General features: G+C 66.2%; 20 protein-coding genes. 7 read left to right on the plus strand and 13 right to left on the minus strand.

Annotated elements, in window-relative coordinates; all coding sequences use genetic code 11:
* Window positions 1-44 precede the first annotated feature (44 nt).
* Window positions 45-950 carry a LysR family transcriptional regulator gene (locus Q0105_RS21375; protein WP_298214907.1) on the minus strand — a complete coding sequence of 302 codons (906 nt, stop codon included), beginning with the start codon at window positions 948-950 and terminating at the stop codon, window positions 45-47.
* 161 nt (window positions 951-1,111) lie between these two features.
* Between Q0105_RS21375 and Q0105_RS21380 the strand changes: the two genes are divergently transcribed.
* The 3 genes from Q0105_RS21380 to Q0105_RS21390 are packed head-to-tail and all read left to right on the plus strand — an operon-like array spanning window position 1,112 to window position 2,824.
* The gene (locus Q0105_RS21380; RefSeq protein WP_298214909.1) at window positions 1,112-2,092 is read left to right on the plus strand and encodes a TerC family protein; all 981 of its coding nucleotides are present in this window, start codon (window positions 1,112-1,114) and stop codon (window positions 2,090-2,092) included.
* Window positions 2,093-2,108: 16 nt separating this feature from the next.
* Entirely contained in the window at window positions 2,109-2,270 is a 162-nt protein-coding gene (locus Q0105_RS21385; protein ID WP_298214911.1) for a hypothetical protein, read from the plus strand.
* A gap of 11 nt (window positions 2,271-2,281) precedes the next feature.
* Entirely contained in the window at window positions 2,282-2,824 is a 543-nt protein-coding gene (locus Q0105_RS21390) for a DUF2062 domain-containing protein (protein ID WP_298214913.1), read from the plus strand.
* 33 nt (window positions 2,825-2,857) lie between these two features.
* Here Q0105_RS21390 and Q0105_RS21395 read toward each other — a convergent pair whose 3' ends face one another.
* The 3 genes from Q0105_RS21395 to Q0105_RS21405 all read right to left on the minus strand — a co-directional run bounded on the left by Q0105_RS21395 (window position 2,858) and on the right by Q0105_RS21405 (window position 5,901).
* A complete protein-coding gene (locus Q0105_RS21395) occupies window positions 2,858-3,118 on the minus strand; it encodes a DUF2783 domain-containing protein (RefSeq protein ID WP_298214915.1) in 261 nt (86 codons plus the stop codon).
* Between the two features lie 16 nt (window positions 3,119-3,134).
* Window positions 3,135-4,790, minus strand: a complete 1,656-nt coding sequence (locus Q0105_RS21400) for an FAD-dependent oxidoreductase (RefSeq protein WP_298214916.1) — start codon at window positions 4,788-4,790, stop codon at window positions 3,135-3,137.
* 154 nt (window positions 4,791-4,944) lie between these two features.
* Entirely contained in the window at window positions 4,945-5,901 is a 957-nt protein-coding gene (locus tag Q0105_RS21405; protein WP_298214918.1) for an MBL fold metallo-hydrolase, read from the minus strand.
* 158 nt (window positions 5,902-6,059) lie between these two features.
* On the opposite strand from Q0105_RS21405, the gene Q0105_RS21410 reads away from it, so the two are divergent.
* A complete protein-coding gene (locus tag Q0105_RS21410; protein ID WP_298214965.1) occupies window positions 6,060-6,851 on the plus strand; it encodes an IclR family transcriptional regulator C-terminal domain-containing protein in 792 nt (263 codons plus the stop codon).
* An 18-nt stretch (window positions 6,852-6,869) separates the two neighbouring features.
* On the opposite strand, the gene Q0105_RS21415 is transcribed toward Q0105_RS21410, so the two are convergent.
* The 6 genes from Q0105_RS21415 to Q0105_RS21440 form a co-directional block, all read right to left on the minus strand.
* Entirely contained in the window at window positions 6,870-8,012 is a 1,143-nt protein-coding gene (locus tag Q0105_RS21415; RefSeq protein WP_298214920.1) for a P1 family peptidase, read from the minus strand.
* A 30-nt stretch (window positions 8,013-8,042) separates the two neighbouring features.
* Window positions 8,043-8,690 carry an HAD-IA family hydrolase gene (locus Q0105_RS21420; RefSeq protein ID WP_298214922.1) on the minus strand — a complete coding sequence of 216 codons (648 nt, stop codon included), beginning with the start codon at window positions 8,688-8,690 and terminating at the stop codon, window positions 8,043-8,045.
* Complete coding sequence (locus Q0105_RS21425) at window positions 8,687-9,973, minus strand: Tm-1-like ATP-binding domain-containing protein (RefSeq protein WP_298214924.1); 1,287 nt, start codon at window positions 9,971-9,973, stop codon at window positions 8,687-8,689. Before Q0105_RS21425 ends, Q0105_RS21420 begins: the two co-directional genes overlap by 4 nt.
* The gene (locus Q0105_RS21430) at window positions 9,970-11,334 is read right to left on the minus strand and encodes an aminotransferase class III-fold pyridoxal phosphate-dependent enzyme (RefSeq protein ID WP_298214926.1); all 1,365 of its coding nucleotides are present in this window, start codon (window positions 11,332-11,334) and stop codon (window positions 9,970-9,972) included. Before Q0105_RS21430 ends, Q0105_RS21425 begins: the two co-directional genes overlap by 4 nt.
* A 14-nt stretch (window positions 11,335-11,348) precedes the next feature.
* Window positions 11,349-12,809, minus strand: coding sequence for an NAD-dependent succinate-semialdehyde dehydrogenase (locus Q0105_RS21435; protein WP_298214928.1), 1,461 nt, complete (start codon window positions 12,807-12,809; stop codon window positions 11,349-11,351).
* 73 nt (window positions 12,810-12,882) lie between these two features.
* Window positions 12,883-13,878 carry a helix-turn-helix domain-containing protein gene (locus Q0105_RS21440; RefSeq protein ID WP_298214930.1) on the minus strand — a complete coding sequence of 332 codons (996 nt, stop codon included), beginning with the start codon at window positions 13,876-13,878 and terminating at the stop codon, window positions 12,883-12,885.
* A 204-nt stretch (window positions 13,879-14,082) separates the two neighbouring features.
* Between Q0105_RS21440 and Q0105_RS21445 the strand changes: the two genes are divergently transcribed.
* The 3 genes from Q0105_RS21445 to Q0105_RS21455 are packed head-to-tail and all read left to right on the plus strand — an operon-like array spanning window position 14,083 to window position 17,464.
* A complete protein-coding gene (locus tag Q0105_RS21445) occupies window positions 14,083-14,748 on the plus strand; it encodes a TorF family putative porin (RefSeq protein WP_298214932.1) in 666 nt (221 codons plus the stop codon).
* Window positions 14,749-14,771: 23 nt separating this feature from the next.
* Entirely contained in the window at window positions 14,772-16,280 is a 1,509-nt protein-coding gene (locus Q0105_RS21450; RefSeq protein WP_298214934.1) for an APC family permease, read from the plus strand.
* An 11-nt stretch (window positions 16,281-16,291) separates the two neighbouring features.
* Window positions 16,292-17,464, plus strand: a complete 1,173-nt coding sequence (locus Q0105_RS21455; protein WP_298214936.1) for an MFS transporter — start codon at window positions 16,292-16,294, stop codon at window positions 17,462-17,464.
* A gap of 135 nt (window positions 17,465-17,599) precedes the next feature.
* Here the strand turns inward: Q0105_RS21455 and Q0105_RS21460 are convergent, their stop codons facing one another.
* From Q0105_RS21460 to Q0105_RS21470, 3 genes are all read right to left on the minus strand, one after another.
* A complete protein-coding gene (locus Q0105_RS21460) occupies window positions 17,600-19,849 on the minus strand; it encodes a thioredoxin family protein (RefSeq protein ID WP_298214938.1) in 2,250 nt (749 codons plus the stop codon).
* A 276-nt stretch (window positions 19,850-20,125) separates the two neighbouring features.
* Complete coding sequence (locus Q0105_RS21465) at window positions 20,126-23,947, minus strand: DUF748 domain-containing protein (protein ID WP_298214940.1); 3,822 nt, start codon at window positions 23,945-23,947, stop codon at window positions 20,126-20,128.
* A gap of 156 nt (window positions 23,948-24,103) precedes the next feature.
* Entirely contained in the window at window positions 24,104-24,856 is a 753-nt protein-coding gene (locus Q0105_RS21470) for an alanyl-tRNA editing protein (RefSeq protein ID WP_298214942.1), read from the minus strand.
* Window positions 24,857-24,944 lie beyond the last annotated feature (88 nt).

Raw genomic sequence — 24,944 nt, forward strand, 5'->3', positions numbered from 1 at the left:
TGAGTCATTTTGGCCTCTGGCGCTTATTCAATAAGCGCAAGCAGCTATTGATTTAATAGCGTTCCGCTTTTCCCCGCCTCCAGCAGGCGGGTGAGCAGCGGATGCATCACCTTGCGGGCGCTGTAGATCAGGTGGAACTGCTCCTGCACGTCGGGCGTGGTGCCCACCTGTACCAGGCCGTGTGTTTGCGCCAGGTGCGCGCCCAGCGACTCGGGCGCGGGCATCACGCCCATGCCGGTGGCGGCAAAGGTGCTGAGCAGGGCGCTGTCCTCGAACTCCCCGGCAATGCGTGGGCGGATGCGTTCGCGCTCCAGCCAGTGGTCGATGCGCGAACGCATGGCGGCGTGGTCGGTGGGTAGCAGCACCGGCACCACGGCCAGGCTGTGGGGAAAGCCCTGCGCTGCCGCTTCGGCCCACAGCGGCGGCGCATACCAGGCGATGGCGCTCGTGCCCAGCAACTGGCTGGTGGTGCGCAGCGCGGGGTTGGGCGGTGCGGCGCGGTCGGCCAGCACCGCGTCAAGCTTGTGCAGGGCCAGCTCGCCCAAAAGGGGCTGGAACTCGCCTTCATGGCACAGCAGGCGCAGGTGGGGCTCGTCCAGCACGGGTGTCAGCAGCCGGTGCACGGCCAGCTTGGCGATGCCGTCGGAGATGCCCAGGTTCAGCCGCAGCGTCTGGCCGGTGGCCGCCTCGCGCACGCGCAGGGGCAGCATCTCGCCCAGCGCAAAGATGTGGTCGGCCTCGTGCAACGCGGCCACGCCCGCGTCGGTGAGCACCAGGTTGCGGCCCTCGGTGCGCAGCAGGGCGACGCCCAGGGCCTTTTCCAGCTCGCGCACCTGGGCGCTGATGGTTTGCACGGCCATGTCCAGCCGCTCGGCGGCGCGCGCGATGCCGCCCTCCTTGGCCACCACCCAGAAATAAAAAAGATGGCGGTAGTTGAAGGTCTGGCTCATGATCATCTTTCGAGAGGGAAACCGGTTTGGTTCGTAAAAACCGAACCAATACTATCAATATGACAGGTTTTTAAGAATCTACGCCGCCCCTACAGTCCGTCCAGTCATCGGGCGGCGGGTCTGCCCCGGTGCAACGTATTTCCCCCTCGGAGTAAAGATTCATGGAAACGATAGGAACCTGGTGGATGTGGGCGGGCTTTTCCGTCTTTGTGGTGGTGGCCATTGCCATCGACCTGCTGGTGATGGAGCGCCAGGGCGCGCACAAGGTCACGATGAAGGAGGCCGTGCGCTGGAGCCTGCTGTGGTTCTCGCTGGCCTTTGTGTTTGTGGCCTTGCTGTGGTGGTACCTGGACGGCAGCCAGGGCCGCGAGGTGGCCAACACGGTGTCGATGCAGTTCATCACCGGCTACCTGGTGGAAAAGAGCCTGTCGGTGGACAACATCTTTGTCTTTCTGATGCTGTTCAGCTACTTTGCCGTGCCGCCCCAGTACCAGAAGCGCGCGCTCATCATCGGCATCATCGGTGCCATCGTGTTGCGCACGCTGCTGATCCTGGCAGGCGCCTGGCTGCTGGCCACCTTCCACTGGCTGCTGTATGTGTTCGGCGCGTTCCTGGTCATCACGGGCGTGAAGATGTGGTTTGCCGCCGGGCAGGAGCCCGACATCGCCACCAACCCGGTGCTCACGCTGCTGAAAAAGCGCATCCGCATCACCGACCAGTTCGACGGCGAAAAGCTCAGCACGCTGATCAATGGCGTGAAGCACTACACCCCGCTGTTCGTGGTGCTGGTGCTCATCGGCACCACCGACATCATCTTCGCGGTGGACAGCATCCCTGCCATCTTCGCGATCACCAGCGACCCGTTCATCGTGCTCACGGCCAACATCTTCGCCATCCTGGGCCTGCGCGCGCTGTACTTCCTGCTGGCTGACCTGGCCAATCGCTTCCACCTGCTGGCCTATGGCCTGGCCCTGGTGCTGGTGTTCATCGGCGGCAAGATGCTGCTCATCGACCTGGTGAAGATACCGATCGGCTATGCGCTGCTGGTGACGGCTTCGCTGATTGCCGGCTCGATCTTCCTGTCGCTGCGCAGCTCGGGCGAAAGTGCCCAAGGTGCCGCCGCCTTGCCACCCAAGGGCTGAGCGGAGCGAACACACTATGGAACTTCTCGATTCCGTCATGCTGTGTGTGTTATTCGGCCTGCTGTCGGCCACCTTCGTGGCCTACCGCGCGGGCAATGAGCGCCGCGATGTGAGGCTGCTGCTCTCGCTCTCGGCCCTGTGGGGCGTTGGCACGGCCACCGCGCTGGGCTGGGGCTGAGGATGCTCAATATGCTTTGCACCCTGCGCCGCTGGCTGCGCGGGCTGGAGCCCAGGGCGAGGGCCTATCTGTCCCACGGCTGGCTGTCGCCCTACCACCCTTGGCTGGAGCAGCGCGCGCTGTTCCGTTTTCAGCGCCAGCCGCTGGCGCGTGGGGTGGCCGCAGGCATGTTCTGCGGGCTCATCCCCGGCCCGCTGCAGTTGCCGGGCACCTTGCTGGCCTGTGCCTGGCTGCGCGGCAACATCGTGGCGGGCGGTGCTGCCACGTTCTATACCAACCCGCTCACCACCGTGCCGCTGTATGCGCTGGCTTTTTATGTGGGTGCGCTGGTAATGCCTGGTGAGCAGGTTTTGCCCGCATGGGGCAGCGTGGCGCCGGGGGGCGACTTTTCGGTGCAAGCCCTGGGCGCCTGGATGCAGGCCCTGGGCACACCGCTGCTCGTGGGGTTGCCCACGCTGGGGCTGGTGCTGGCGGCGCTGGGCTATGCCACGGTGCAGTTGCTGTGGCTGGCGCCCGCATGGCAGCGCAAGCGGCGGCTGGCGCGCAGCCGCTGAGGCGCTCCCACGATCCAACAGCCCTTTTCGGCGTCAGGCCGTGGCGTGGGTGGGGGCCACGGGCGTGATGGCCCCGCGCTCTGCCGCATCGCCTGAGGGGCTGTTAGGCGTTTGGCCGCGCGCCAGTTGCAAGGCGTGCAGCAGCGTGGTCTGGTCGCCAATGTGGTTGGCCAGCAGCAACACCAGGCGCGCGTTCATGGCATGGCTTTCGGGGGTAGAAAAGCCCTGGTGCGCAGCGATCAGCGCTTCATAGAAGTTGTCGCAGGCCTGCAGGTTCGGTTGGGTGTTCAGCATGGTGGTCTTTTCCTTGTCATGCGGCGATGGCGATGGCGCGGGCCAGGGCGTTGCGCACTGCCGCTTCGGTGGGGTTGCGCCAGCGCGCGCACACATGCTGGTCGGGCCGCACCAGGTAGGCGGTGCCCGGCTTGGCATCGAGCCGCTGCGTGGCCAAGTCTTGGGCGTCCTGGACTTGAACGCCGATCTGCAGCACCTGCACCTGGGGTGAAAGGCCGCTAGCCCAGGCGGGCGCGGGGCCGAAGACCAGCAGGGTGAAGTCTGGTCCCAGCGCGCGCAGCAGCCAGGTGGGTTGGCCCTGCTCGGTCAAAGGCGCATCGAGCAGCACTGCGCCGGGCACCTGGGTGCCTGCGAAGTGGTCGGCGTCGGGCGTGTTCAGTGGCGACTCGTGCAGCGTGGCGGGCACAGACAGGCGCCCGCTGTTGACGATGCGGCGCGCGAACGCATGGTCGCGCGCCAGGTGTAGCGCGGCGTCGCGGAACAGGCGGCTCACCTCGCTCTTGGGCGTGATGAAGTCGGTGGCGCGCGTGGAGTTGCACAGGTTCTCGTCGGCTGCGTATTCGCGCTCGGGGCCGTAGGTGGCCAGCAGGGCGGGGCTGGCACGGCCTTTGAGCACCCAGTCGAGCTTCCAGGCCAGGTTTTCGGCATCCTGCACACCGCTGTTGGCGCCGCGTGCGCCAAAGGGCGACACCCCATGCGCGCTGTCGCCCGCAAACACCACGCGGCCGTGCACGAAGCGGTCCATGCGCAGGCAGGCAAAGGTGTAGACGCTGGCCCAGTCCAGCTCGAACTGCGCATCCGCGCCTAGTAGCGCCTTCACGCGCGGAAGGATGTTCTCGGGTTTTTTCTCTTCCTCAGGGTCGGCGCCCCAGCCGAGCTGGAAGTCGATGCGCCACACGTTGTCGGGCTGGCGGTGCAGCAGCACGCTTTGGCCTGGGTGGAAGGGCGGGTCGAACCAGAACCAGCGCTCGGTCGGGAAGTCCGCATTGCCCGCCAGCTTCACGTCGGCGATCAGGAACCGGTCTTGAAAGATGCGGCCCTTGCTCTCCAGCCCCAGCATTTGCCGCGTGGGCGAGCGCGATCCGTCGCAGGCCACCAGCCACTGGGCGTCGATCTGGTAGCTGCCTTCGGGCGTCTCGATGCTCAGCAGAGCACCGTCGTCCCGTGCCGCCACATCGGTCACCTTGTTGTGCCAGCGGATGTCGATGCCCGGCAGTTGCAGCGCACGCTCCACCAGATAGGCCTCGGCGTAGTACTGCTGCAGGTTGATGAAGGCCGGGCGCTCGTGGCCCGCCTCGGGCAGCAGGTTGAACTCGTAGAGCTGTTCGTCTTTGAGGAACACCTTGCCCAGGTTCCACGAAATGCCCTTGTCCACCATGGGCTGGCCCACACCCAGACGGTCCCAGATTTCGAGCGTGCGTTTGGCAAAGCAGATGGCGCGCGAGCCGATGGAGAGCTTGTGGTCATTGTCCAGCACCACCACGCGCTGGCCGCGCTGGGCCAGGTCGATGGCGAGCGACAGGCCCACGGGGCCCGCGCCGACGACCACGATGGGGTGCTGCGCGGGCGTGGCGCGGTCCTGGTCGGGCGAGCGCACATAGCCGAAGTCGATGGCCTGCACCTCGGCGCCGCTGGCGTGGAAGGCTTCGGCGGGGATGTCTCTGGGGTTCATGTTCTACGACCTTCGTGTTTTGATCGATTGCCTGATGTAGAGAGCTAACCTTTGCAACTGGCGCGACCCAAACGAGGGACGCCAAGCAAGGGCCGCCCCGCAGCGAGGGCGTCGTCCCCCTGAGGGGGAAGGCGCCGAAGGCGACTCAGGGGGCTCAACCCTCCAGCGATTTCCACATCTGCACGTCGCGCTCGGCGGTCCAGATGCGTGGGTCGGGGTACTGCGTGGCCTCGTCATACGCGCGGGTCACGTCAAACGGCATGCAGTGGTTGAAGATGACCCAATGGCCGTATTTCGGCTGGAGCTTGGCGAACGTGGCCTCGTACACCTTGCGCAGGTCCTCGCCCTTTGCAGCACTGGCTTTCACGCTTTCGTACAGGTCGCTGATGAAGGCGCGGGTGCCAGCAAGGCCCGCCTGCACCTGCTCGGGCGTCTGCAGTGCGGCGCCTCGGCCGGGCACCAGTTTCTCGGGCTTGAGTGCGGCGATGTTGTCCAGCGTCTGCGGCCAGTCCTTGAAGTAGGCATCACCCGCATACGGCGTGGCGTCGAACTCCACCAGGTCGCCACTGAACAGAATCTTTTCCTGCGGCAGCCAGGCCACTGTGTCGCCCTTGGTGTGGCCCCGGCCCAGTTGCAGGATCTGCACCTCTAGCTTGCCCAGCCACAGCGTCATCTTCTTGTTGAAGGTCATGGTGGGCCAGGTCAGGCCATCAGGCACGCTCTCCACGTTCTGGAACAGGCGCGGAAAGCGGCCGATCTCGCTGTCTTTGTCGAACTGCCCGCGCTCCACGATCAGGTCGCGCGTGTCTTCGCTGGCGATGATGTGCTCAGCCCCGTAGGCGCTGGCGCCCAGCACCCGCACCGCGTGATAGTGGGACAGGAGGACGTACTTGATGGGCTTGTCCGTCACCTCGCGGATGCGGCGGATCACGTCCTGCGCCATCACGGGCGTGGCCTGGGTGTCGATGACCATCACGGCATCGTCGCCAATGATGATGCCGGTGTTGGGGTCGCCCTCGGCCGTGTAGGCGTAGGCATGGTCGGAGAGCTTGTCGAAGCTCACCTTCTTGATGTCGAGGTCAGCGGCGGAGGCAAAGGTTTTGGTGGTCATGAGTTTGTTTATGTTGAATGTATTTGTCTAAACGGAATTCATTGATGTTAGGCAATAAATTCGCCAATGTCTAATTCATTTGTTTAGGTGAAAACCCCGAGAGGGATCAACATCCCTGGCCCATGGACAATCGCGCCATGGCACAACAGCAAGAACGAATGGATCAGGACGCACCAGGTTCCGAAGCGGGCGGGCGCGGCTCACGCGGTATTCAGAGCGTGGAGGTGGGGGGGCAACTGCTCAAGGTGCTGGCGCGCACTGGGCGGCGCATGGCGCTCAAGGATCTGGCGGCCGCGGCCGACATGACGGCGGCCAAGGCCCACCCCTACCTCGTGAGTTTTGGCAAATTGGAACTCATCGAGCAGGACGCCGTAAGCGGCCACTACGGCCTGGGCCCGCTGGCCATGCAGCTTGGCCTGATCAGCCTGCAGCAGGTGGACCCCGTGCGCCTGGCCATTGCCGAGCTGCCCGCGTTGGCCCAGCGCATTGGCTACACCGTGTCAGCCTCGGTCTGGGGCGACAACGGGCCCACCATCATCCGGGTGGAAGAAGGTCCCACGCCCGTGTACGTGGCCATGCGCCACGGCACCACGGCCTCGGTGCGGCACACAGCCACGGGCAAGGTGTTTGCGGCCTACGGCCCGCGCGAGCGGGTGGCGGCCGCCCTGGCCGCTGAAGGCTTTGCGGGTGCGTTGGATGAGCCAGGTTTTGCGAAGGAACTGACCGCCGTGCGCACGCGCCAGATCAGCGAAGTTGCCGACGAGTTGTTGCCTGGCATCAGTGCCCTGGCCGCGCCGGTATTCGACGGCTTTGGCCAATTGGCACTGTGCCTGGCAGTCATTGGCCCCAGCGCCACGCTGCGCACGGGCCCGCGCAGCCCCGCGGCCCTTTGTCTGCAGGATGCGGCACAGAAGCTGTCGCAGCGCTTGGGGGCGCCTGAGAGCGCTTGATGGCGCAGTTGGCCAGGGTCAGGGGGGCAAGGCGCGGTAGCTCTGCAGCATGCGGGTCAGCCGTTGCGGGTCGATGGCCTTGAGCGTGACGCCTGCGGGCTTGATGCAGCGCATGTCTTCTGCGGCCAGCATGGCGTTGAGCACGGCCTCCTCGGTGGCCAGCACGGCGGCGCGGCTCAGGGCGTCGGTGAGGTTGTCTTCCAGGTAGTGCAGTGACTTGATGGCTGCGCCATGCTGTGTGTCCGCAGGGTTCCATTGCCTTGCATTCGCGGTGGAAAACGCAAACACCAGGTCGCCAGAGTTGACCCCCCCGGTGGTGCCCGTGCGCGCCAGCCCCAGGGCGCCGCGCTTGGCCAGGCGCTGCAACTGCACGGGGTGCAGCGGCGCATCCGTTGCAATCACCACGATGACCGAACCCGTCTCGGCCAGTCCGATTTGGGAGAACAACGCATCTTCGGGCCAGAGAGTGCCCACCGGCACGCCCAGCACCATGAAATCCTCGCGCGTGCCAAAGTTGGCCTGCACGAGCACGCCCACGGTGTAGGTCTGGCCCTCCACCACGGCGGTACGGGACGAAGTGCCCGTGCCGCCCTTGAATTCGTAGCACTGCATGCCTGTGCCGCCGCCGACGTTGCCCTCGGCCACGGGGCCCGTGCGTGCGCCGTCAATGGCCTGCAGCACGTCGGCCTCGGTGATGTGCAGGCCGTTGATGTCGTTGGCGAGCCCGTCGTAGGTTTCAGCGACGATGGGCATGTACCAATGATGGTGTGTGTGCATGGCAGGCACGTTGCGCACCATCCAGCGCGTCAGGCTGTGGTGCACCATGCCCACCGAATGGCTGTTGGTCAGGGCGATGGGGCCATTGAAGTAGCCCGCGTCGCGCACCCAGTGGCAGCCGGTCATCTCGCCGTTGCCATTGAGCGAGAACTGGCCTGCCCAGACCGACTGGTCGGCACCGGCCTTGCCACGCGGAAAGACCACGGTCACGCCGCTGCGCACAGGCTTGGCATCTGGGGCCACGGCCTCCAGGGCGTCGTTGCGGGTGAAGAAGCCGACCTCGATGCCGGGCACGTCGGTGATGGCGTTGAGGGGGCCGGTGGCGCCTTGCAGGGCAAGTCCAAGTTGGCGCGCGCGGCGCTTGGGGTGGGTGTCGTTGTTCATGGCCATATGGAGAGGATGGGGGCAGTGAAGTCAAAGTCCGAGCAACATGCGGGCTTGTGCAAAAGAAGCGGCGGGCGCCAACACATCGAAATGCACGACCTGCATGCCTGCCCGCAGGCCGCCATCGGCATTGCGCTTTTGGTCGTCCACAAAAACGCAGGCCTCCGGGGGCAGTGCAAGTGCCTGTGCCACGGCAGCATAGGCCCGTGGGTCGGGCTTGAGGATACCGGTGTGGGTGGCATCAATGATGACGTCGAACAGCTGCAGCAGTGGTAACTGGGTGCGAAACCCCGCACCGTAGAAGAGGTCGAGCTCGTTCGACAGAATGGCCAGTTGGATGCCTGCGGCGTGCGCGGTGCGGATGGTGTGCTCGGCCTCGGGCCGCACCACCTCTGCCACGTCGGCGCCGCGCGCGCGCTGCACAAAGGTCTCCATGTGCTCCCAGTCTTCGCCCACCAGGCGGCCTACTTCGCGGGTGCGGGCCATCCAGTAGTCGCGCTCGCTGATCTGGTCGGCCTGCATGGTTTGCCACAGCGGGTCGCTGGCCGGGTCGAAAGGCCCTCGCCATGTCAGTGTGCCGGGCGGCAAGCCCAGCGCCTCTTCAGAGAGTGCGTGTGTTTCAAACAGCGTGCGGCTAATCACTCCGCCAAAGTCCAGAACCAAAGCCCGCGCGCTCATGCCGCCTTCCTTGTGGCAACGGGTTCTGCCATGCCGGAAGGCACCAGGCCGACGCTGACCCAGCTGTCGAACACGCGCAGTGCAGCCCGCGCAAAGGCCTCGTCGTTGATGTGGGCTGGCACAACCTGGAGTGCGGTGGCAGGGGATACCACGCGCGTCATTTCCTCCACGAAGGTCTGCAGCCCTTCGGGGTCGTGCAGCGGTTCGCCAGGCCGGTCCCATTGCTCCACTCCGCCCGTAGGTAGCAGCAGGCAGGTGGGGCCAGAGGCCTGCTCCAGCCGCTGGGCAATGTGGCGCGCCACCTGGCGGCGCATATCTGCATCAATGCTGACCGATGCGATGAGCCGGTTGTGCGCATGCACCGACCGGCCCTGGAACTGTGGCGGGCACGACGACCATGCCGCAAAGTCCACCATGTCGGTCGCACCAGGCGCCACGATCTGCGGCACGCCAGCTTGGCCTGCGCCGAGCAGGCGTTGACTGCCCGCACTCACGCAACTGCCCGCCAGGTCGTTCACCAGCTCCTGCAGGCTGAAGTCCATGACGGCGGCAAAGTAGCCGCGCCGCGCCAGTTCTTCGAAGGCCCGCCCGCCCATGCCGGTGGTGTGGAACACCGCAAGCTCGTAGCCGCGCGCTTCCAGCGCGGGTTTCAGGATTTTCATGTACGACAGCGCGCTGCTGCCCAGCGATGTCATGCCCACTACCGGGCGCGGGTCGGCGTCTATGGCGCGCGCCTGGCATGCCCCCACCACGGCGCCTGCAGCCTGGCCCAATGCCGCCTTGCACAGGCGATTGAGGCCGTACAGGCCCCCTGCCCACAGCCGCATGATGAGATCGGGCGGAATGCGGTCGGGCGGAATCAGCGGCGAGTAGGCGATGGTGGAGAGCACTACCTTGGGGCAACCCAGTGGCAGCGCATTGGCCACCTGCAGTGCCAGGTCGGTGCCCATGGTGCCACCCAATGCCAGCAGGCCGTCGAACCGACCCTCCACATACCACTGCGCAGCAGTCAAGGCCGCGCCGGTGGCCATGAGCTGCATGGCGGTGTTCTCGTCGCCGGTTTGTATGGCCTGCTGCAGCGTCACGCCCGCAGCGGCCGCCACCATGGTGTTGGGGATGTCGGGCGTGACGCCGCCTTGGCCGAGCACGCCCACGTCCATGAGCAGTGCCGTGCCGCCTGCCAGCTCAATGGCATCGCGCAAGTAGGCGATCTCGTCGCTCTTGGTGTCGACGGTGCCGATCAGCAGGATGACCGGCGCCCGCCCCGATGGCACCGGGCTCATAGCGTTGCCTCCACGGCAGCGAACGTGGCCTCCAGTGCATCGCACAGGTAGTTCACCTCGCTGGCGGAGATCACCAGCGGTGGCGAGAGGATGAGGTTGGAGCCGGAGATGCGCACCATCAGGCCACGTTGGTAGGCTTCCCTGGCCACGCGCGCCGGGATATCGCTGCTGCGTGGCATCGGCGTGCGCAGCGCCTTGTCCGCCACCATTTCGATACCCAGCATCAGGCCCACGCCGCGCACGTCGCCAACGAAGCTGCAGGTCTGCTCAAGCTTGCGCAGCCGCTTTTGCATCACCGCGCCCACCTCGCCTGCATGGCCTGGCACGTCCAGCGCTTCAATTTGTTCCAGCGTGGCCAGTGCGGCGGCGGCGGCCACGGGGTGGGCGCTGTAGGTATAGCCGTGGCCCACGGCGGCCTGGCCGGTTGTGTCCTCGTCAAATACCTGAGCCACCTTGGCCGAGATGGCGGTAGCACCCAGCGGCACGTAGCCCGAGCTGATGCCCTTGGCCAGGCACCACATGTCGGCATTCACGCCCCACAGGCGGGTGCCAAACAAGTGGCCGGTGCGGCCGAAGCCCGTGACCACTTCGTCGGCGATGAGCAGCACGCCGTATTTGTCGCATACCTCGCGCACCAGCGGCCAGTAGTTGGCGGGCGGCACGATCACGCCGCCCGCGCCTTGCACGGGCTCGGCGATGAAGGCGGCCACGGTGTCCGGGCCCTGGAACACGATTTCGCGCTCCAGCAGTGCAGCACACATTACGCCCAGTTCCTGCGGGTCCTGGCTGTAGGGGTTGCGGTACAGCCAGGGCGTGTCGATGTGAAAACATCCTGGCAACAAGGGCTCGTAGGCACGGCGGAAGTTGGTGTTGCCGTTGACGCTCATGCCGCCAAAATGCACGCCGTGGTAGCCCTGGCGCAGGCTGATGAATTTGAAGCGGTCCTTCTCGCCGCGCAGCTTGTGGTATTGCCGCGCGAGCTTGAGCGCGGTCTCCACCGCGTCCGAGCCGCCGCTGCCAAACATCACGCTGGCCACGCCGTCGGGCTCCATCATCTTCACCAGCTTGGCGGAAAGCTCGATGGCTCGCGGGTGCGAGGTGCCCCGGAAGGTGTTGTAGAAGGGCAGCTCATCAAGCTGCGCCACGATGGCGTCGCGCACCGCTTTGGCGCTGTGGCCCAGGTTGCTGGCCCACAGGCCGCCCACGCCGTCCAGCAGCTTGCGGCCGTCCACGTCCCAGATCCAGCAGCCTTCGCCGCGCGTGACGATGTCGGGCTTGACCTTTTTCATGGCACCTGGATGGGCCATGGGGTGCCAGAGGTATTCCGCGTTGTCTTGTTTGAGTTGCTCGGTGGTGTGCATGCAAGGTCTCTTGTTCAAAAAGCTTGGCCGACGGTGATGGTCTTGATTTCGGTGTAGTGCGTGATGCCTTCGGGGCCTTGCTCGTGGCCGATGCCGCTTTCGCGGATGCCGCCAAAGGGCAGCTCGGGCTGTGAGACGCCGAAGTGGTTGATGCCCACCATCCCGGCCGCAATGCCTTCGCCCAGGCGGTGGGCTGTGTACAGGTCGCGTGTGAAGGCGTATGCCCCCAGACCGTAGGGCAGGGCGTTGGCTTGGGTGATGGCCTCGTCCAGCGTGTCGTAGGGTTGAATCACGGCAATGGGGCCAAAGGGTTCTTGCCGCATCAGCAGCGTGCTGGCGGGTGCCTGGGCGAACACGGTGGGCTCGAAGAAGAAACCGGGGCGGTCCACGCGCCGCCCGCCCGTGAGTAGGCGCGCGCCTTGGCTGACGGCGTCGTCCACGCAGCGCTCCATGTCATCGATGCGGCGCGCGTGCGTCAGTGGGCCCATCTGTGTGGTTGCGTCCAGGCCTGAGCCCAGCACCAGGGTTTGCGCGGCGCTGGCAAAACGTTCGCTGAAGGCTGCCAAATGCGCGCGCGGCACGTAAAAGCGGATGGGCGAAGCGCACACCTGGCCCGCATTGCGGTACTTGGCCGCCACGGACTGCTTGAGTACGAAATCAAGCCCCGCGCCATCGGCCATGTCCTCGGCCACGATCACGGGTGCGTGTCCGCCCAACTCGCCGGTGAAGCGCTTGACATGGCGCGCGGCCTGTTCGCCCAGCAGCTTGCCCACCGCGACCGATCCAGTGACCGAGACCTTGGCGATGGCCGGGTGCTCGATGAGCAAGGTGGACACCTGCGCCGGATCGCCGCAGACCATCTGGAGGGCTTCGGCGGGAACGCCCGCGTCCAGAAAGCAGCGCACCAGCAGCATGCAGCTACCGGGCGTTTCTTCGGCGGGCTTGATCACCACGCTGCACCCTGCCGCTAGTGCACTGGCGAGCTTGCGGCTGGGCAGGTTGACCGGGAAGTTCCAGGGTGTGAAGGCGGCCACGGGCCCCACCGGCTGGCGCGTGACGGTGTGCGAGAGGATGCCCTCCACGCGCGGTGCCACGGTGCGGCCATACAGGCGCTTGGCCTCTTCGGCCTGGAAGTCGATGATGTCGGCCGACAGCAGCACTTCGCGCCTGGATTCGCCCAGGGGCTTGCCTTGCTCCAGCGTGAGTACGGTGGCGATGTCGCTGGCGCGCTTGCGCAGCAGCTCAGCTGCGCGCCGCAGGATCAGGTAGCGGTCGTGCGGGCGCACGCGGCGCCATTGCTCGAAGCCGCGCTGAGCAGATTCGGCGGCGGCCGTGATTTCCGCGTTGCCGGCCAGCGGCAGTGTGCCCAGCGGGCTTTCGTCGGCAGGGTTGATGACGGTGCGCTCACCGCCGGATGCGGTGGAGAGCCATTGGCCTGCCACATGCAAAGCCAGGGAAGGGTAGAAAAAGGTCATGCCCTGCACTGTGCCGCTCACCCCTGCCGGGGCGTGAACGGAAATGCGCAAAGCTGATTTAAGGGTTTACCCGCTATGGCTGTTGGCGGCGAGTTTGGGCGAGTGTTTCGGAGGGCAGTTCGGAGAAGTGCTTCTTGTAGTCCAGCGAGAACTGGCCCAGGTGCCAGAAGCCCCAGCGCGCGGCAACTTCCTGCACCGTGATTCCGGGTGCGGCCTGGCGCAGCCCGCGCCGCACGCCGTTCAGGCGCAGCGCGCGCAGGTACTGTGTGGGCGAGGTGCCCAGCACGTCCTGGAAGCAGTAGTTGAGCTTGCGGCGGCTCGCGCCCACACGGCTGCAAATGTCCAGAATGGACGGCGGCTCGTTGGGGTCGGCCATCATGAACTCGCAGGCCTTGTCCACCAGGCGCTTGCGCCGGGCCAGCGAGTCGAGGTCCGAAATGTCCACGCTGGGTGGCAGTGCCTCGATCCACTCAATCAGGATGTCGTCGCGCAACGGACCCAGCGCGAGGGCGCTGGGGAAACGCCGGGCCAGCGCCAGCGCCTGGCTCAGCACCTGCAGGTGCTTGGCCCGCAATGCCGCCGCGCTTTCGGGTGTGGGTTGCAGCTCCACCTGGCGTTCCAGCCAGGCGGCCAGCGGCTTTTGGTACATGCGCTCCCACAGCAGGTGGAGCAGCTTGCGTTCGACTGTCACGGCAATCAGGTGATGCTGCGCTGGGATGACAAAGTCGATCTCCTGGCCGCTGCCGCAGAGCACTGCATCCGCGTGCACCTTGCGGCCATCAAAGTACACGTCGCCAGCCGACTCGACCGACATGGCAAAGCCGTAGACCTGCTCGCCCAGGTGCCCGCGTTGGCGCAGCGCAAGGTTGGTCTTTTCGCCAAAAAGGCGCATGCCGTCGAGCTGAACCAGCGTGAGCTCGCCGCGAAAGCTGCCGCTGGAGAGCTGTTCGTAGCGCAGTTGCCAGTTGCCTTGTGCCGCGGCATGCGTGTCGATGTCGAACGTCTGAATCGACTTTGCCCAACAAGGGCTGTCGCCAACTGAGAGAGAAGTGGCTGCGAAGTCGGTCATGGTCAACGGGGGCAAAGAGCGCGTGATGCAGGCGGCATTGTCTGCTCAGCGTAGCAGCGCAAGTGCTGATTGGGGCAAACCCGATCCTGATCGTGCGCAGGTTTGATAAGCCGATTCGAGATGCCTGCCTAGCATCCGAACACCCTTGGCCCACTGGGTCGACGGCGTGTATCAGCCAAACATCACATCGAGGAATAGCCCACCATGAAACGCGCCTTTTTCGGACTGGCATGCACAGCATGCCTGGTCGTCCCCATTCTTGCGCAAGCCGAAACCACTTACAACATCGGTGCTGTGTCGGTGTACAAATTCAGAGGGGTGGACCTGGGCAATCCGAAGGGGCGGCCCGCCTATCCCGCCTTGCAGGGCGGGGTCGACACCAGCTTCGACAATGGGTTTTACATTGGCAACTGGAACTCGACAGGGAAGTTCAACGGCGCCAATCTGGAGGTGGATTTCTACGGCGGCCATCGCGGAAAAATCAGCGAGGCGTGGTCCTACGATGTAGGTGTGATTGCGGTCCTGTACCCCGGCAACGACGCAGGCCTCAATGGCCGCGAGGCCAACTTCAGTGCGATCAGGGGGCCGTTGACCGTCATGTACAACTACGGCCTCAGCGGCTTCGTGAAGAAGTTCCAGCGCCTGAGCGTGTCCTATGTGCACTCCATCAACGAGGAGTGGAAGCTGCAGACCACGGTGGGTGTGCGCAACCGCACGGCAGGCAAGTTCACCGACTACAGCGTGGGCGTGACCCGTGAGCTGGGCGAGGGCCTGTCGGCAGGCGTGGCTTTCTCAGGCACCACCCGCAAAGCCATGCTCGGCGGCATCGGCGATGACCGCCTGGTTCTCAGCGTGCTCAAGAACTTCTGAATGTTTGGAACCAGGAGCTTCGCATGGGCAACCCTTCTTCCTCTTCTTTCAAGCCTGCGGCAGATCAGGCACTGCACGCGGGACGGCTGGGCGTGGCCAGCATCGTGTTCTTCGTCATCGCCGCGGCTGCGCCGCTGGCGGGCATGACCGGGGCTTTGCCCGCAGCCATCGTGCTGGGCAATGGCGCGGCCGCGCCGGGGGCGTATCTGCTGGCGGGGCTGACGCTGCTGCTGTTCAGCGTAGGTTATGCCGCGATGAGCCATCAGGTCACCAACTCGGGCGCGTTCTTTGCCTACATCGGGCGCGGGCTGGGGTTGCGCATGGGTGTGGGCTCGGCGTTCACTTCGCTGTTGGCCTATTGGGCGATCCATCTCGCGCTGTTTGGTTTTTTTGGTGGGTTGATGGCAGAGCAGGTGGGCGCCCTGCCATGGTGGGGATGGGCATTTGTGGCGTGGGCTGCAGTGACCTGGCTGTCGCTGTGCAGCGTGGACGTGGGCGCCAGGTTGCTGGGGGTGCTGCTGGGCTTGGAGCTGCTGTCGCTGATGCTCACCTCGGCAGCCATCTTCATCCATGGCGGGCCGGAGGGTGTTCACCTGGGTGCATCTTTTCTTCCATCCAACATCCTGGCGGGCGGGTTGGCGGGGGCCGCCGGGATCGCGCTGGCGTTTGCCTTTGCGTCCTTCATCGGCTTCGAGGCCACGGCCATCTATTCAGAAGAATCGGTGGATCCCAAGGGCACCGTGTCGTTGGCGATCTACTGCGCTGTGTTGTTGATCACGCTGATCTTCGCCGTGACGTCGCTTGCCGTCGTGACAGGCCTGGGAGCCAGCGTGGCGGTGGAGAAGGTGATTGCCCTGACATCTGTTGACGGAGCGCCGCTGGTCAATCCCGCCAATGTGCTGTTCTCGTTGGCGGCGCAGTATGTCGGCGACTGGCTCGCCACCGTGATGAAGGTGCTGCTGCTGTCCAGTCTGTTTGCGGGCTTGCTGGCGTTTCAGAATTCGGCCAGCCGTTATCTGTTTGCCCTGGGCCGCATTGGCACCTTGGCGCCGGTGCTGAGCCGGGTGAACGCCGGTGGTGCTCCCGTCGCGGCCTCCGTGTTGACGTCGGTAGTGACCGCCGCCGTCATCCTGTGTTTTGCCATCGCGGGACTTGATCCTGTGCTCAACATGTTCCTGTGGTTCAGCGGCTTGGCCGTGGTGGCCATCCTGTTGATCGAGATCCTGGTATGCGCTGCGGTCATCGCGTGGTTTCGCCGTGAGCCGGGGGACGCCAACCGGTTCCAGTCGCTGGTGGCCCCGCTGCTGGCCATGGTGGGGTTGACGGCTGGCCTGTATCTGCTGATGTCGCGCTTTGGCCTGTTGACAGGCGCGGTTGCCGAGGGCGTTGACCCGGCCACCACTGCATGGGCCATGAACCCGCTGGGGTGGGCCATGGCGCTATTGCCTTTTGCCACACTGCTGCTGGGTTTGGGGTACGCCAAGGGGCGCCACAAAGACGACATTGGTTTGAGCCACGAAATTCTCGCTTAAGGAACCCTTCCATGAATGCATCCGTACCCACGCCCGTAGACCGCACGGCGCAGATCGCCGCCGTGGCGGCGATCTGCGCAGCCGCCGCATCTTTTCTGGGTCTGCCCGTCGTGATCGGCCTGCTGGCCGACATGCGCGGGTTGGCGCCCGAGCAATTGGGGCAGATCGCCTCTGCCGAGAACTTTGGTCTTGCGGTCACGGCTCTGTTCAGCCCGTGGCTGCTGCGACGCTGCGATGCACGCCTTTTGATCCTGGCCGGATTGGTTGCTTTGGCGGCCATGCATTTTCTGAGTACGCAGCCCATGGGTTTTGCGACATTTTTTGGCGTACGCCTTGCAGCCAGCGTGGCGGCGGGGGTGGTCATGCCAGCGGCGGTGGCTGTGCTGGGGCGGTCCACCGAACCCGAGCGTGCTTTTGCATGGGCCGTCAGCGCACAGGTGGTTTTGTCGAGCGCAGAACTGTTGGCCTTTGGCCCCCTGGCCAAGGCCGTGGGCTTGTGGGGGGTGTATGGCGCGATGGGGGCGCTGGCCTGCGTGACCATGGTGCTGATGCTGGGCGCCCGCCTGCCCCAGGGCGTCGGCCATGCGCCAGCAGGCAGTGCCAGGCTGTCGTTTTCGAGCGGGGCACTCATTGCATCGGTGTGGTTCTTTTTTTGCGCGATCGGGGCCTATTGGGTCTTCATCGAGCGCGCTGGCGTTCAGGTGGGACTGAGCCCTGAGGAACTGGGGGGCTGGCTTGCCCTGTCAAATTTGGTGGCCCTGGCTGGCTCGGCCAGCGCGCCCTGGTGGGTGAAGCGGTTTGGTGACCGCTGGGTGTTGGTGCTGGGCATGCTGCTCACGGTGTTGGTGCCGCTGGGTTTGTTGCTTCCCGGCAGCGGTCGCGTGGGCTACCTTTTCAACTTGGCCATGTTCGTGCTGTTGTGGAACCTTTTGATGGTGGTGCAGATGGCTGTTCTGGGCCGCTGGGATCCACATGGGCGTGCAGTGGCTCTGACCCCTGCCGCTCAGGGTTTTGGCCTGGCATTGGCGCCGCTGCTGACGGGCATGCTGGCCGAGCAACAAGGTTTTGCGGTGGCGGTTGCCAGCGCCAGCGTCTTTGCGGTGCTGGCACTGGTGGTGACCTGGATAGCCTTTTCGGGTGGCGTCCAGGCACGGCCTGACAGGCGTGTGGTGATGGATCGCTAGGGCATCGAGGCCACCAAAGGCTCGGCATTCGGGGCCGATGGCGGAACCGGTGCAACGCAGCTCTTTGGGGCGCTAAAAGAATGTTGGCGCCGCGTTCGCCGCGTGCTCGAATTTCCCAAGCCCGTGGCGGCCGATTTATAGCTGGGCGATGGTGGCGCGCACTTCGTCCACGCTCAGCACCTCGGTCAACATCACCGGGGGCTTGCCGGGGCGGTAGAACACATACACGGGCACACCGCTGCGGCCGAGCGCGGCCAGGGCTGCGGTGATGGCGGGGTCGCGGCGGGTCCAGTCGGCGCGCAGCAGGGCCACGTTCTTGGCCCGCAGGTCGGCGATCACGTCGGCGTGGGCCAGCGTGGTCTTTTTGTTGTACTGGCAGGTCACGCACCAGGCGGCGGTGAAGTCCACGAACACGGGGCGGCCGCTGGCCACGATCTGCTCGGCGGCGCCGGGCGTCCAGGGCTGCCAGCCGTCGGCGGATGCCTGCGTGGCGGCTTGTGCCGTCGGCACGTGGGTGATGTGGGGTGCAAAGGCCCAGACCAGTAGTGCCATCACGGCCACGGACACGGTGGCCATCCACTGGCGGGCGCGGCCTGCCAGCGACAGGGCCCACACCACCAGCGAGAGGCCCACCAGCAGGATCAGCAGCGCGCCCGCTCCGTCGATGCCGCTTTGCTGGCCCAGCACCCACACCAGCCATACCACGGTGGCGAACATGGGAAACGCCATGAGCTTGCGGAAGGTGTCCATCCACGCGCCGGGGCGGGGCAGTGCGCGGGCCACTGCGGGGATGAAGCTGGCGGCCAGGTAGGGCAGTGCCAGACCCAGGCCCAGCGCAGCAAACACGGCCAGCGCCTGCGGCGCGGGCAGCGTGGCTGTGAGGCCCAGCGATGCGCCCATGAACGGCGCGGTGCAGGGCGAGGCCACGGCCACGGCCAGCACGCCGGTGAGGAAGCTGTCAGCCACCGGGTGGCGCGCCTGCAGGCTGGCCACCGATGACGGCAGGAAATGCCCGAACTCGAACAGGCCTGCCAGGTTGAGCGCGATCAGCGTGAACAACGCCGCCAGCCCCGCCACCACAGCGGGCGACTGCAACTGAAAGCCCCAGCCTATGGCCTCGCCCGCAGCGCGCAGGCCCAGCATGAGCGCCCCCAGCGCGATGAACGACAGCACCACCCCGGCCGTGTAGGCCAGACCGCTGACGCGGTGCGCGCGGCGGTTGTGTGCGTGTTGGGTGAAGCCCACGACCTTGATCGCCAGCACCGGGAACACGCAGGGCATGAGATTGAGGATGAGCCCGCCGAGCAAGGCGCCCAGCAGCGCGGCCGTGAGGGTGAGCGTTGAAGCGCCAGAGCCGCCAGCCGTGGGCGTGGCGGCCGCGCCAGCCGCCAGCGCCGCGTTGGCCTTGAGCGCGGCTTCCAGTGCGGGCGACACGGTGGCCATCGACGCCGCGGGCGGCCAGGTGCCCAGCACTTTCAGCTCGGTGCGGTAGCCGGTGCGTGTGTCGGCGCCGGTGGCGTGGCCTGGGGCGGCGGGTTCCGCCAGCACCACCGGCATCATGCCGGGGCTGCCGCTGCGTTGGGCCGACAGCGGAATCTTGGCCGTCCAGACGCTGCCGTTCCAGGACTGGGGCCAGGCGGCGGCGTTGTCGATGACCTCGGCAGTTTCCGGGTACAGGTCCAAGGTTTTGCCGCGCAACGCCACCGGCAGGCCATGGACGCTGACCTGCAGTGTGTTGCCGTCGGCGATCTGCGCCTGGCTGTCGGGCACGATGCCGCTGGTGCCTGCCAACACGGGCTTCGGCTGTGCCACGGTCGCAGCCTCGAATGCGGCGCCGCTCAGCGCTGTGGTGCTCCGGATGGGCAGATGTAACGTGAACTCGCCTTCTTCGGGGATGCACTCCTTGCGGCACACCAACCACGAGGCGCGCAACTGGATGGTGGCGTCCTTGACCAGCGGGCCGGGCGCAAAGGTGCTGGCCACGGTGACGGGCACGGGCAGCAGCACCGTGCCTTCGTAGCCATAGTTGGCCAGCGTGCCGATGGGAATCTTTTTGGGCAGGGGCCAGGCGATCTCGCCTGCATCCAGGCCCGCAGGCAGCGTCCAGGCCAGGTCGGTGGGCAGGCCGGAGTCGCCGGGGTTCTTCCAGTAGGTGTGCCACTCGGGCTGGTGGGTGATTTGCAGGCCCAGCCACAGCGGCTGGCCGGGCGCCACACCCTGGGGCGCATGGGCCAGCAGCTCGGCGCGCACGTAGGGCGTGGTGACCACGCTGCTGCCTTGTCCGCTGGTTTTGGAGCTAAATTGGGCACTAGCGCTTGTCCATAAAGCGCTAGCAGCTATCAAAAAGAGAGTAACCGCGAGGCGGTGGAGCAGACGGTGGGGCATGTTGCAGTGTGGGAGCAGGCGCGGCGCGGTTGGTTCCGGTGCCGGGCTGCCCATTTCGGTCAATGCATCATTGTGCGGTGCGGCGCAAGTGGCATACCTTAAGGGGCTGGCACCGACGGCGACTTGTGTGAAGGCCTTTTCAGCCTGCAAACCGCTGGAACCGTTCACGCTGAGCCCGTCGAAGCGCCGCGCAGGGCTTCGACGGGCTCAGCCCGAATGGTTCTTGGTCTTTGTCTATCCATCGAGCGCGAGAGGGTACTCGGGGGCTCATGGCGGCTACTGCGCGCTCAGGCTCAGTTCTGCGCGCGGCGTCCACTTGTCTTCCTGCTTGCCTGCCTTGGGCGCGGCCACGAAGAGCCGTTCCACAGGCAGCTTTTGCGACACCAGGTAGGCGCGGATGGCCTGGCCGCGCTGTGTGGCCAGTTCGGTGGCCGTGGCCTCGGTGGGGCTCTGGTGGGCGAGCAGCAGGGCTTCCATCTCTGGCACCGTGAGGTCCTTGGTTAAGCCCACCAGGTTGCGTGGCTTGGGCATGTCGGCGCGGCGGTACACCTCTTTGAGCAAGGTGGGGTATTCGGCGGCGGACACGAGGGCGGTGGCGTCGGGGTTGGTGCGGCGCTTTTCGGCCAGCACCAGTTGCTGCACGCGCTCGCGCCGCATGCCTTCGCGCTCGTCCGGCAGGCTGGCCATGCCGGTCACGGTGAGCTTGAGGGCCGGGCGGTCCGTCAGGGCCTTGACCACCTTGCCCAGGTTTTTCTGCGCATCGGGGCTGAGCGTGGCGCTGCCGGGGGCAAAGGGCACCTGGCTCATTTCGTCGCCGCCGCCCAGGGCGCTGGCCAGCAGGCTGAAGGGCGAGGTCAGCGCCTTGCCGATCAGGTTGACGATGATTTTGAAGATCACCGGGCCGATGCGGAACTGCGGGTCGTTGAGCGAGCCGCTGATGGGCAGGTCCAGGTCGATCACGCCCTGGCGGTCGGCCAGCAGGGCCACGGCCAGCTTCACGGGCAGGCTGTTGGGCGCGCCTTCCACGGGTTCGCCAAAGGTCAACTGGTTGAGCACCAGCCGGTTGCTGGCCGTGAGCTGGCCGCTGGGCAGCACCTTGTAGCTCACGTCCACGCTGAGTTTGCCGCGCTCGATGCCGTGGCCTGCGTATTTCACGGCATATGGCGTGAGCGGGGGCAGCTCCAGGTCGCGCACCTTGCCGGTGATGTCGAGCGCCAGTGGCTGGGCCAGGGGGTTGAGCTTGCCCATCACTTCCAGCGACGCCGTGCCCTCGGCGCGGCCGCGCAGTTCCAGGTCGGCCAGCACGGGTTCGCCGCCGGGCGCTTCGGACGAGAACGCGCTCAGCTTGCCGGTCAGCTCGGACAGGTCGGCCGAATAGTTGGGCTTGATGAAGAAGTCTGAGAACGCTACCCGGCCATTGACCAGGCTCACCGGTCCGAACTGCACCACGGGCGCCAGCGGGTTGGCCTGGGCCACGGCGGCGGACGCGGGCGCTGCAGGCGCCGCTGCCGCCTGGGTATTACCCGTGGCACTGGCGGACGCTGGGGCTTTGGCTGCGTTGGCGCTGGCCGCATTGGCGGCGCGGACTTCATCCGGCGTCTTGGCGATGTCGCCCAGGTTGATGCGGCCGGACTCGTTGATCGTGACGCGGGCGAAGAAGTCCACCAGGCTGGTTTCCTTGACCTCCACGCGCGGCGCGGTGCCCGGCGCGGTGGCCACGGCCAGGCCGCGCAGGTTCAGGCTCTTCCAGGCCAGCAGTTCCTCGCCCACCTGGGCCTCGGTCTTGGGGGTGAAGGCGGCCGTGCTGTTGGCTTGGAGGTCTTCCACCACTGCATCGCCGGTCAGGCGCAGGCTGATGCCTTTGTCCGATTGCGCCACGGCCACCTGGCCGCGGTAGCCCACGTCGGCGCGCAGCAGCTCCACCGAGAGCTGGCTGGCGAGGTAGCCGTCCAGTGCGTGCACGGGCAGGCGCGTGGCCTCCAGCTTGCCCTGGGTGGCCAGCGGTTGCAGCGCCAGCGTGCCTTGGTAGTCGAGCTTGCCGGGCGTGGCTTTGCCGCTGCCCTTGCCTGGCGCTGCCACGCGGGCCGTGAGCTGAAGGTCTTCTGGCTTGCTGCCGTCGGTGGCTAGGTTGCGCGCGGTGATGCCCAGTGCGGTCACATCCAGCGCCACGGCGCGTGGCTGGGCCTTGTCGGCCAAAGAGACGGCGCCGCCCTGCAGCGAGAAATCGGCGATGCGCAGCTTCCAGGGCGGGGTGCTGGCGGCAGCGGGCGCATCGGTTGGGGTGGAGGTGGGTGCATCCTTGAGCCAGCGCTCGAACATCCAGCGCCCATCCGCGCTGCGCTCCACCGCGACCTGGGGCTGGCTGAGCGCCAGGCGCTCCAGCGTGGCGGTGCGGGTGTCCAGCGGCACTTGCACGCCCACCACTTCGAGCTTGCCCAGGCTGGCCAGCGTGTTCTTGCCCTGCTTCATGGCCAGTTGTTCCAGGGACAGCGGGCCCGCCGTGAGCGTGACGCCGGTGGCTCCTGCCTGTGCGGCCTGGCCGGCTTGGGGTGAGGGGGCTTGCCACAACACACCCACATCGCCGTTGAGCTGGCCGGACACGGTGGGCTCCAGCGTCTGGGCCAGGTAGGGCGCGGCCAGTTGCAGGGCCAGCGCTTTCACGGTGGCGTTGACCTGGGCCTTCTGGTCGGTGGCCTCGCCGGTGAAGCTGAGCGTGCTGCCTTGCAGGTTGAGCCCGCCTTTGAAGGTAAAGGGCTTGGCAAAGGGCAGGACCAGATCGGCAGCGTCCAACGTGAAGTCGGTGGCCTGCAGGGCGGCGGCGGGGCGTGTGGTTTGGTCGGCCCAGCGCAGGGTGCCGCCACGCACGGCGGCGGTGGCGACTTCCACTGCCCAAGGCTTGGCTGCTGGCTTGGCTTGCGCCTTTTTTCCCGCAGATGCAGGCGCTGTGGGGGCCGATGCCACGCTGGCTGGAGGTGACGAAGCGGCGTCTGCAGCAGGCTGGGCTTTTTCCTTTTCCTTTTCGGTTGTCTTGCCCTTGTCCTTGGCTGGCGGCTGTGCCGCCAACTGGGCCAGGTTGATCTGGCCCGCCGCATCGCGCGTGGCGGTCACCACCGGGTTGGTCAGCTCCACATGCTGCAGGTGCACCACCTGCTCCAGCGGGCGCACGTCGGCCATGTCGATTTTCAGGCGCTCGTAAGCCAGCAGGTCGCCGCCCTGGCGGTCTGTGACGCGGACTTGGCTGGCCTGCACGGTGCCAGTCAGCTTCACGGCGATTTTCGGGTGCTGCTCGAAGGCCACCTTCACGTCCGCATCCAGCGTGGCGCCCTGCACCTTGAAGGGCAGGTTGGCGGGCAGATAGGCCAGGTAGGGCGCGAGGTTCAGGCCATCGAGGCGCAGGTGGGCGTCGGTCTGGCCGGTCTGCGCGAACGGGGTGCCTTGAGCGGACGAGTCGAAGCGGCTGCCGTCCAGCGCGAACGCCAGGTGGGGTTCCACCTTCACCTCGCGCTGCGACGGCAGGGTGCTGATGAAAGGCACCTTGAGGTTCAGGTCGCGCACCTCGTGGGTGGCGTTCACGGCGTTGTCGACGAAGTCGATGCTGCCGCCCGTCAGCGCCAGGTTGTAGAGCGCCAGGCGCGCGGGGCCGGTGTCGGGCTTGGGTTCTTCGGGGGGCGTGGTGACCTTGGCGATGATGTCGTCCACGTCATAGCGGCCGTCCCCCTGGTGCGTGATGCGCAGCACGGGGTTCTCGATGGTGAATGCGTCCACCACAGGCGCCAGGCGCAGCAGCGACTGCATCTCGCCATCGGCATAGACGCGGCCAATGGTCAGTTGCGGGGGCGCGCCGTCGGCACCCGCCACGGTCACGTCGCGCAGCGCGAATTCCAGGCTCCAGGGCTGGAAGTCGATGGCGCCCACCGTCACTTTGCGCCCCAGTTGCTCGGAGGCAATGCGCTCCAGCGGGCCTTTGGCCAGTGGAGGCAGGGCCAGCCAGGTCAGCAACCACAGCCCGACCAAGGCCGCCAGCGCAAGGGCGGCGCGGCGGAACCAGCGGTGCTGTCGCAAGGAGGAAAAAGACACGGAGCGCAGGGATGGCGGCATGGCGGCAGGCAAAAAAGTGAGCGCCGCAGTCCCAGGAGACCTGGTGCAACAAAAGCAGAAAGACCACGCGCGCGAGCCGCTATTGTCCCCGCTGTGCGTCAGTCGGCGTAAGCCATTGCAACGGAGGTGTTGCGGAGTTTACGGTTGTTAATATTTTTATGAAGCGAAGCCCAGCACCACTCTGCGGGTAGTGGCGCTTTTCTTTTCAATCTTTGTCACCACGATGGCGCCGATCTCCGACGTATTGGCCACGTGTGTGCCACCGCAGGGCTGCAGGTCGATCAGCGGTGAGTCGCCGTCGCCGCCAATGCGGATGGTGCGGATGCGCCCGGTGCCGCGTGGGGGTTGCACGCTCATGCTTTTGACGAGGGTGGGGTTGGCGTCCAGCTCCTCGTCGCTGATCGAGGCCACGGTGAGTGGGTGCGCGGCGGCCACCAGGGCCGCGATGGCGGTGGTGATGGCTTCTTTGTCGAGCGGGTCGGTCATCGCAAAGTCGAGCCGCGCGTAGTCGGGCGTGATGGAGCAGCCGTTGACCAACTGCGGCACCACGTGGCACAGCAGGTGCGAGGTGGTGTGTAGGCGCATCATGCGGTGGCGGCGCTCCCAGTCGATGCGGGCGGTAACCGGCGCACCGGCAACGAGCTGCGCCACGCGGTCTTCCTGCCCAGGGGCGGGGATGTGGACGATGTCGCTGGTGGCGTTTCCGTCCGCGTCTTTGCCTTTGCGGGTATCTGCAATGGCGATCTCGGCGCCATCGGCCAGCACCAGCACGCCGCTGTCACCGGCCTGGCCACCGCCCAGGGGGTAGAACACGGTGCGGTCGAGCACGATGCCAGCGTCGGTGGTGGCTGTGATGTGGGCGCTGCATTCGCGCAGGTAGGCATCTTGGCGGAAGAGGTCGTGGGTCATGCGGTGATGTTAGCGGGATGGGCGGCGGCGCGTGGCTGGACGGCTGGCGATATGCTGGGCTGCGCGGCCTGTTGCCGTGCCGTCGTGG

The sequence above is a fragment of the Acidovorax sp. genome (genome assembly GCF_027492855.1).
In the GTDB taxonomy this organism is placed as follows: domain Bacteria; phylum Pseudomonadota; class Gammaproteobacteria; order Burkholderiales; family Burkholderiaceae_C; genus Acidovorax.

Excerpts from the sequence above, each read along its gene's own strand:
- Q0105_RS21455 (WP_298214936.1), top strand. The coding sequence starts at position 16,292 with ATGAATGCATCCGTACCCACGCCCGTAGACCGCACGGCGCAGATCGCC.
- Q0105_RS21460 (WP_298214938.1), bottom strand. The coding sequence starts at position 19,849 with ATGCCCCACCGTCTGCTCCACCGCCTCGCGGTTACTCTCTTTTTGATA.
- Q0105_RS21390 (WP_298214913.1), top strand. The coding sequence starts at position 2,282 with ATGCTTTGCACCCTGCGCCGCTGGCTGCGCGGGCTGGAGCCCAGGGCG.
- Q0105_RS21400 (WP_298214916.1), bottom strand. The coding sequence starts at position 4,790 with ATGAACCCCAGAGACATCCCCGCCGAAGCCTTCCACGCCAGCGGCGCC.
- Q0105_RS21405 (WP_298214918.1), bottom strand. The coding sequence starts at position 5,901 with ATGACCACCAAAACCTTTGCCTCCGCCGCTGACCTCGACATCAAGAAG.
- Q0105_RS21465 (WP_298214940.1), bottom strand. The coding sequence starts at position 23,947 with ATGCCGCCATCCCTGCGCTCCGTGTCTTTTTCCTCCTTGCGACAGCAC.
- Q0105_RS21425 (WP_298214924.1), bottom strand. The coding sequence starts at position 9,973 with ATGAGCCCGGTGCCATCGGGGCGGGCGCCGGTCATCCTGCTGATCGGC.
- Q0105_RS21385 (WP_298214911.1), top strand. The coding sequence starts at position 2,109 with ATGGAACTTCTCGATTCCGTCATGCTGTGTGTGTTATTCGGCCTGCTG.
- Q0105_RS21420 (WP_298214922.1), bottom strand. The coding sequence starts at position 8,690 with ATGAGCGCGCGGGCTTTGGTTCTGGACTTTGGCGGAGTGATTAGCCGC.
- Q0105_RS21450 (WP_298214934.1), top strand. The coding sequence starts at position 14,772 with ATGGGCAACCCTTCTTCCTCTTCTTTCAAGCCTGCGGCAGATCAGGCA.
- Q0105_RS21395 (WP_298214915.1), bottom strand. The coding sequence starts at position 3,118 with ATGCTGAACACCCAACCGAACCTGCAGGCCTGCGACAACTTCTATGAA.
- Q0105_RS21430 (WP_298214926.1), bottom strand. The coding sequence starts at position 11,334 with ATGCACACCACCGAGCAACTCAAACAAGACAACGCGGAATACCTCTGG.
- Q0105_RS21470 (WP_298214942.1), bottom strand. The coding sequence starts at position 24,856 with ATGACCCACGACCTCTTCCGCCAAGATGCCTACCTGCGCGAATGCAGC.
- Q0105_RS21435 (WP_298214928.1), bottom strand. The coding sequence starts at position 12,809 with ATGACCTTTTTCTACCCTTCCCTGGCTTTGCATGTGGCAGGCCAATGG.
- Q0105_RS21415 (WP_298214920.1), bottom strand. The coding sequence starts at position 8,012 with ATGAACAACGACACCCACCCCAAGCGCCGCGCGCGCCAACTTGGACTT.
- Q0105_RS21380 (WP_298214909.1), top strand. The coding sequence starts at position 1,112 with ATGGAAACGATAGGAACCTGGTGGATGTGGGCGGGCTTTTCCGTCTTT.
- Q0105_RS21440 (WP_298214930.1), bottom strand. The coding sequence starts at position 13,878 with ATGACCGACTTCGCAGCCACTTCTCTCTCAGTTGGCGACAGCCCTTGT.
- Q0105_RS21410 (WP_298214965.1), top strand. The coding sequence starts at position 6,060 with ATGGATCAGGACGCACCAGGTTCCGAAGCGGGCGGGCGCGGCTCACGC.
- Q0105_RS21375 (WP_298214907.1), bottom strand. The coding sequence starts at position 950 with ATGAGCCAGACCTTCAACTACCGCCATCTTTTTTATTTCTGGGTGGTG.
- Q0105_RS21445 (WP_298214932.1), top strand. The coding sequence starts at position 14,083 with ATGAAACGCGCCTTTTTCGGACTGGCATGCACAGCATGCCTGGTCGTC.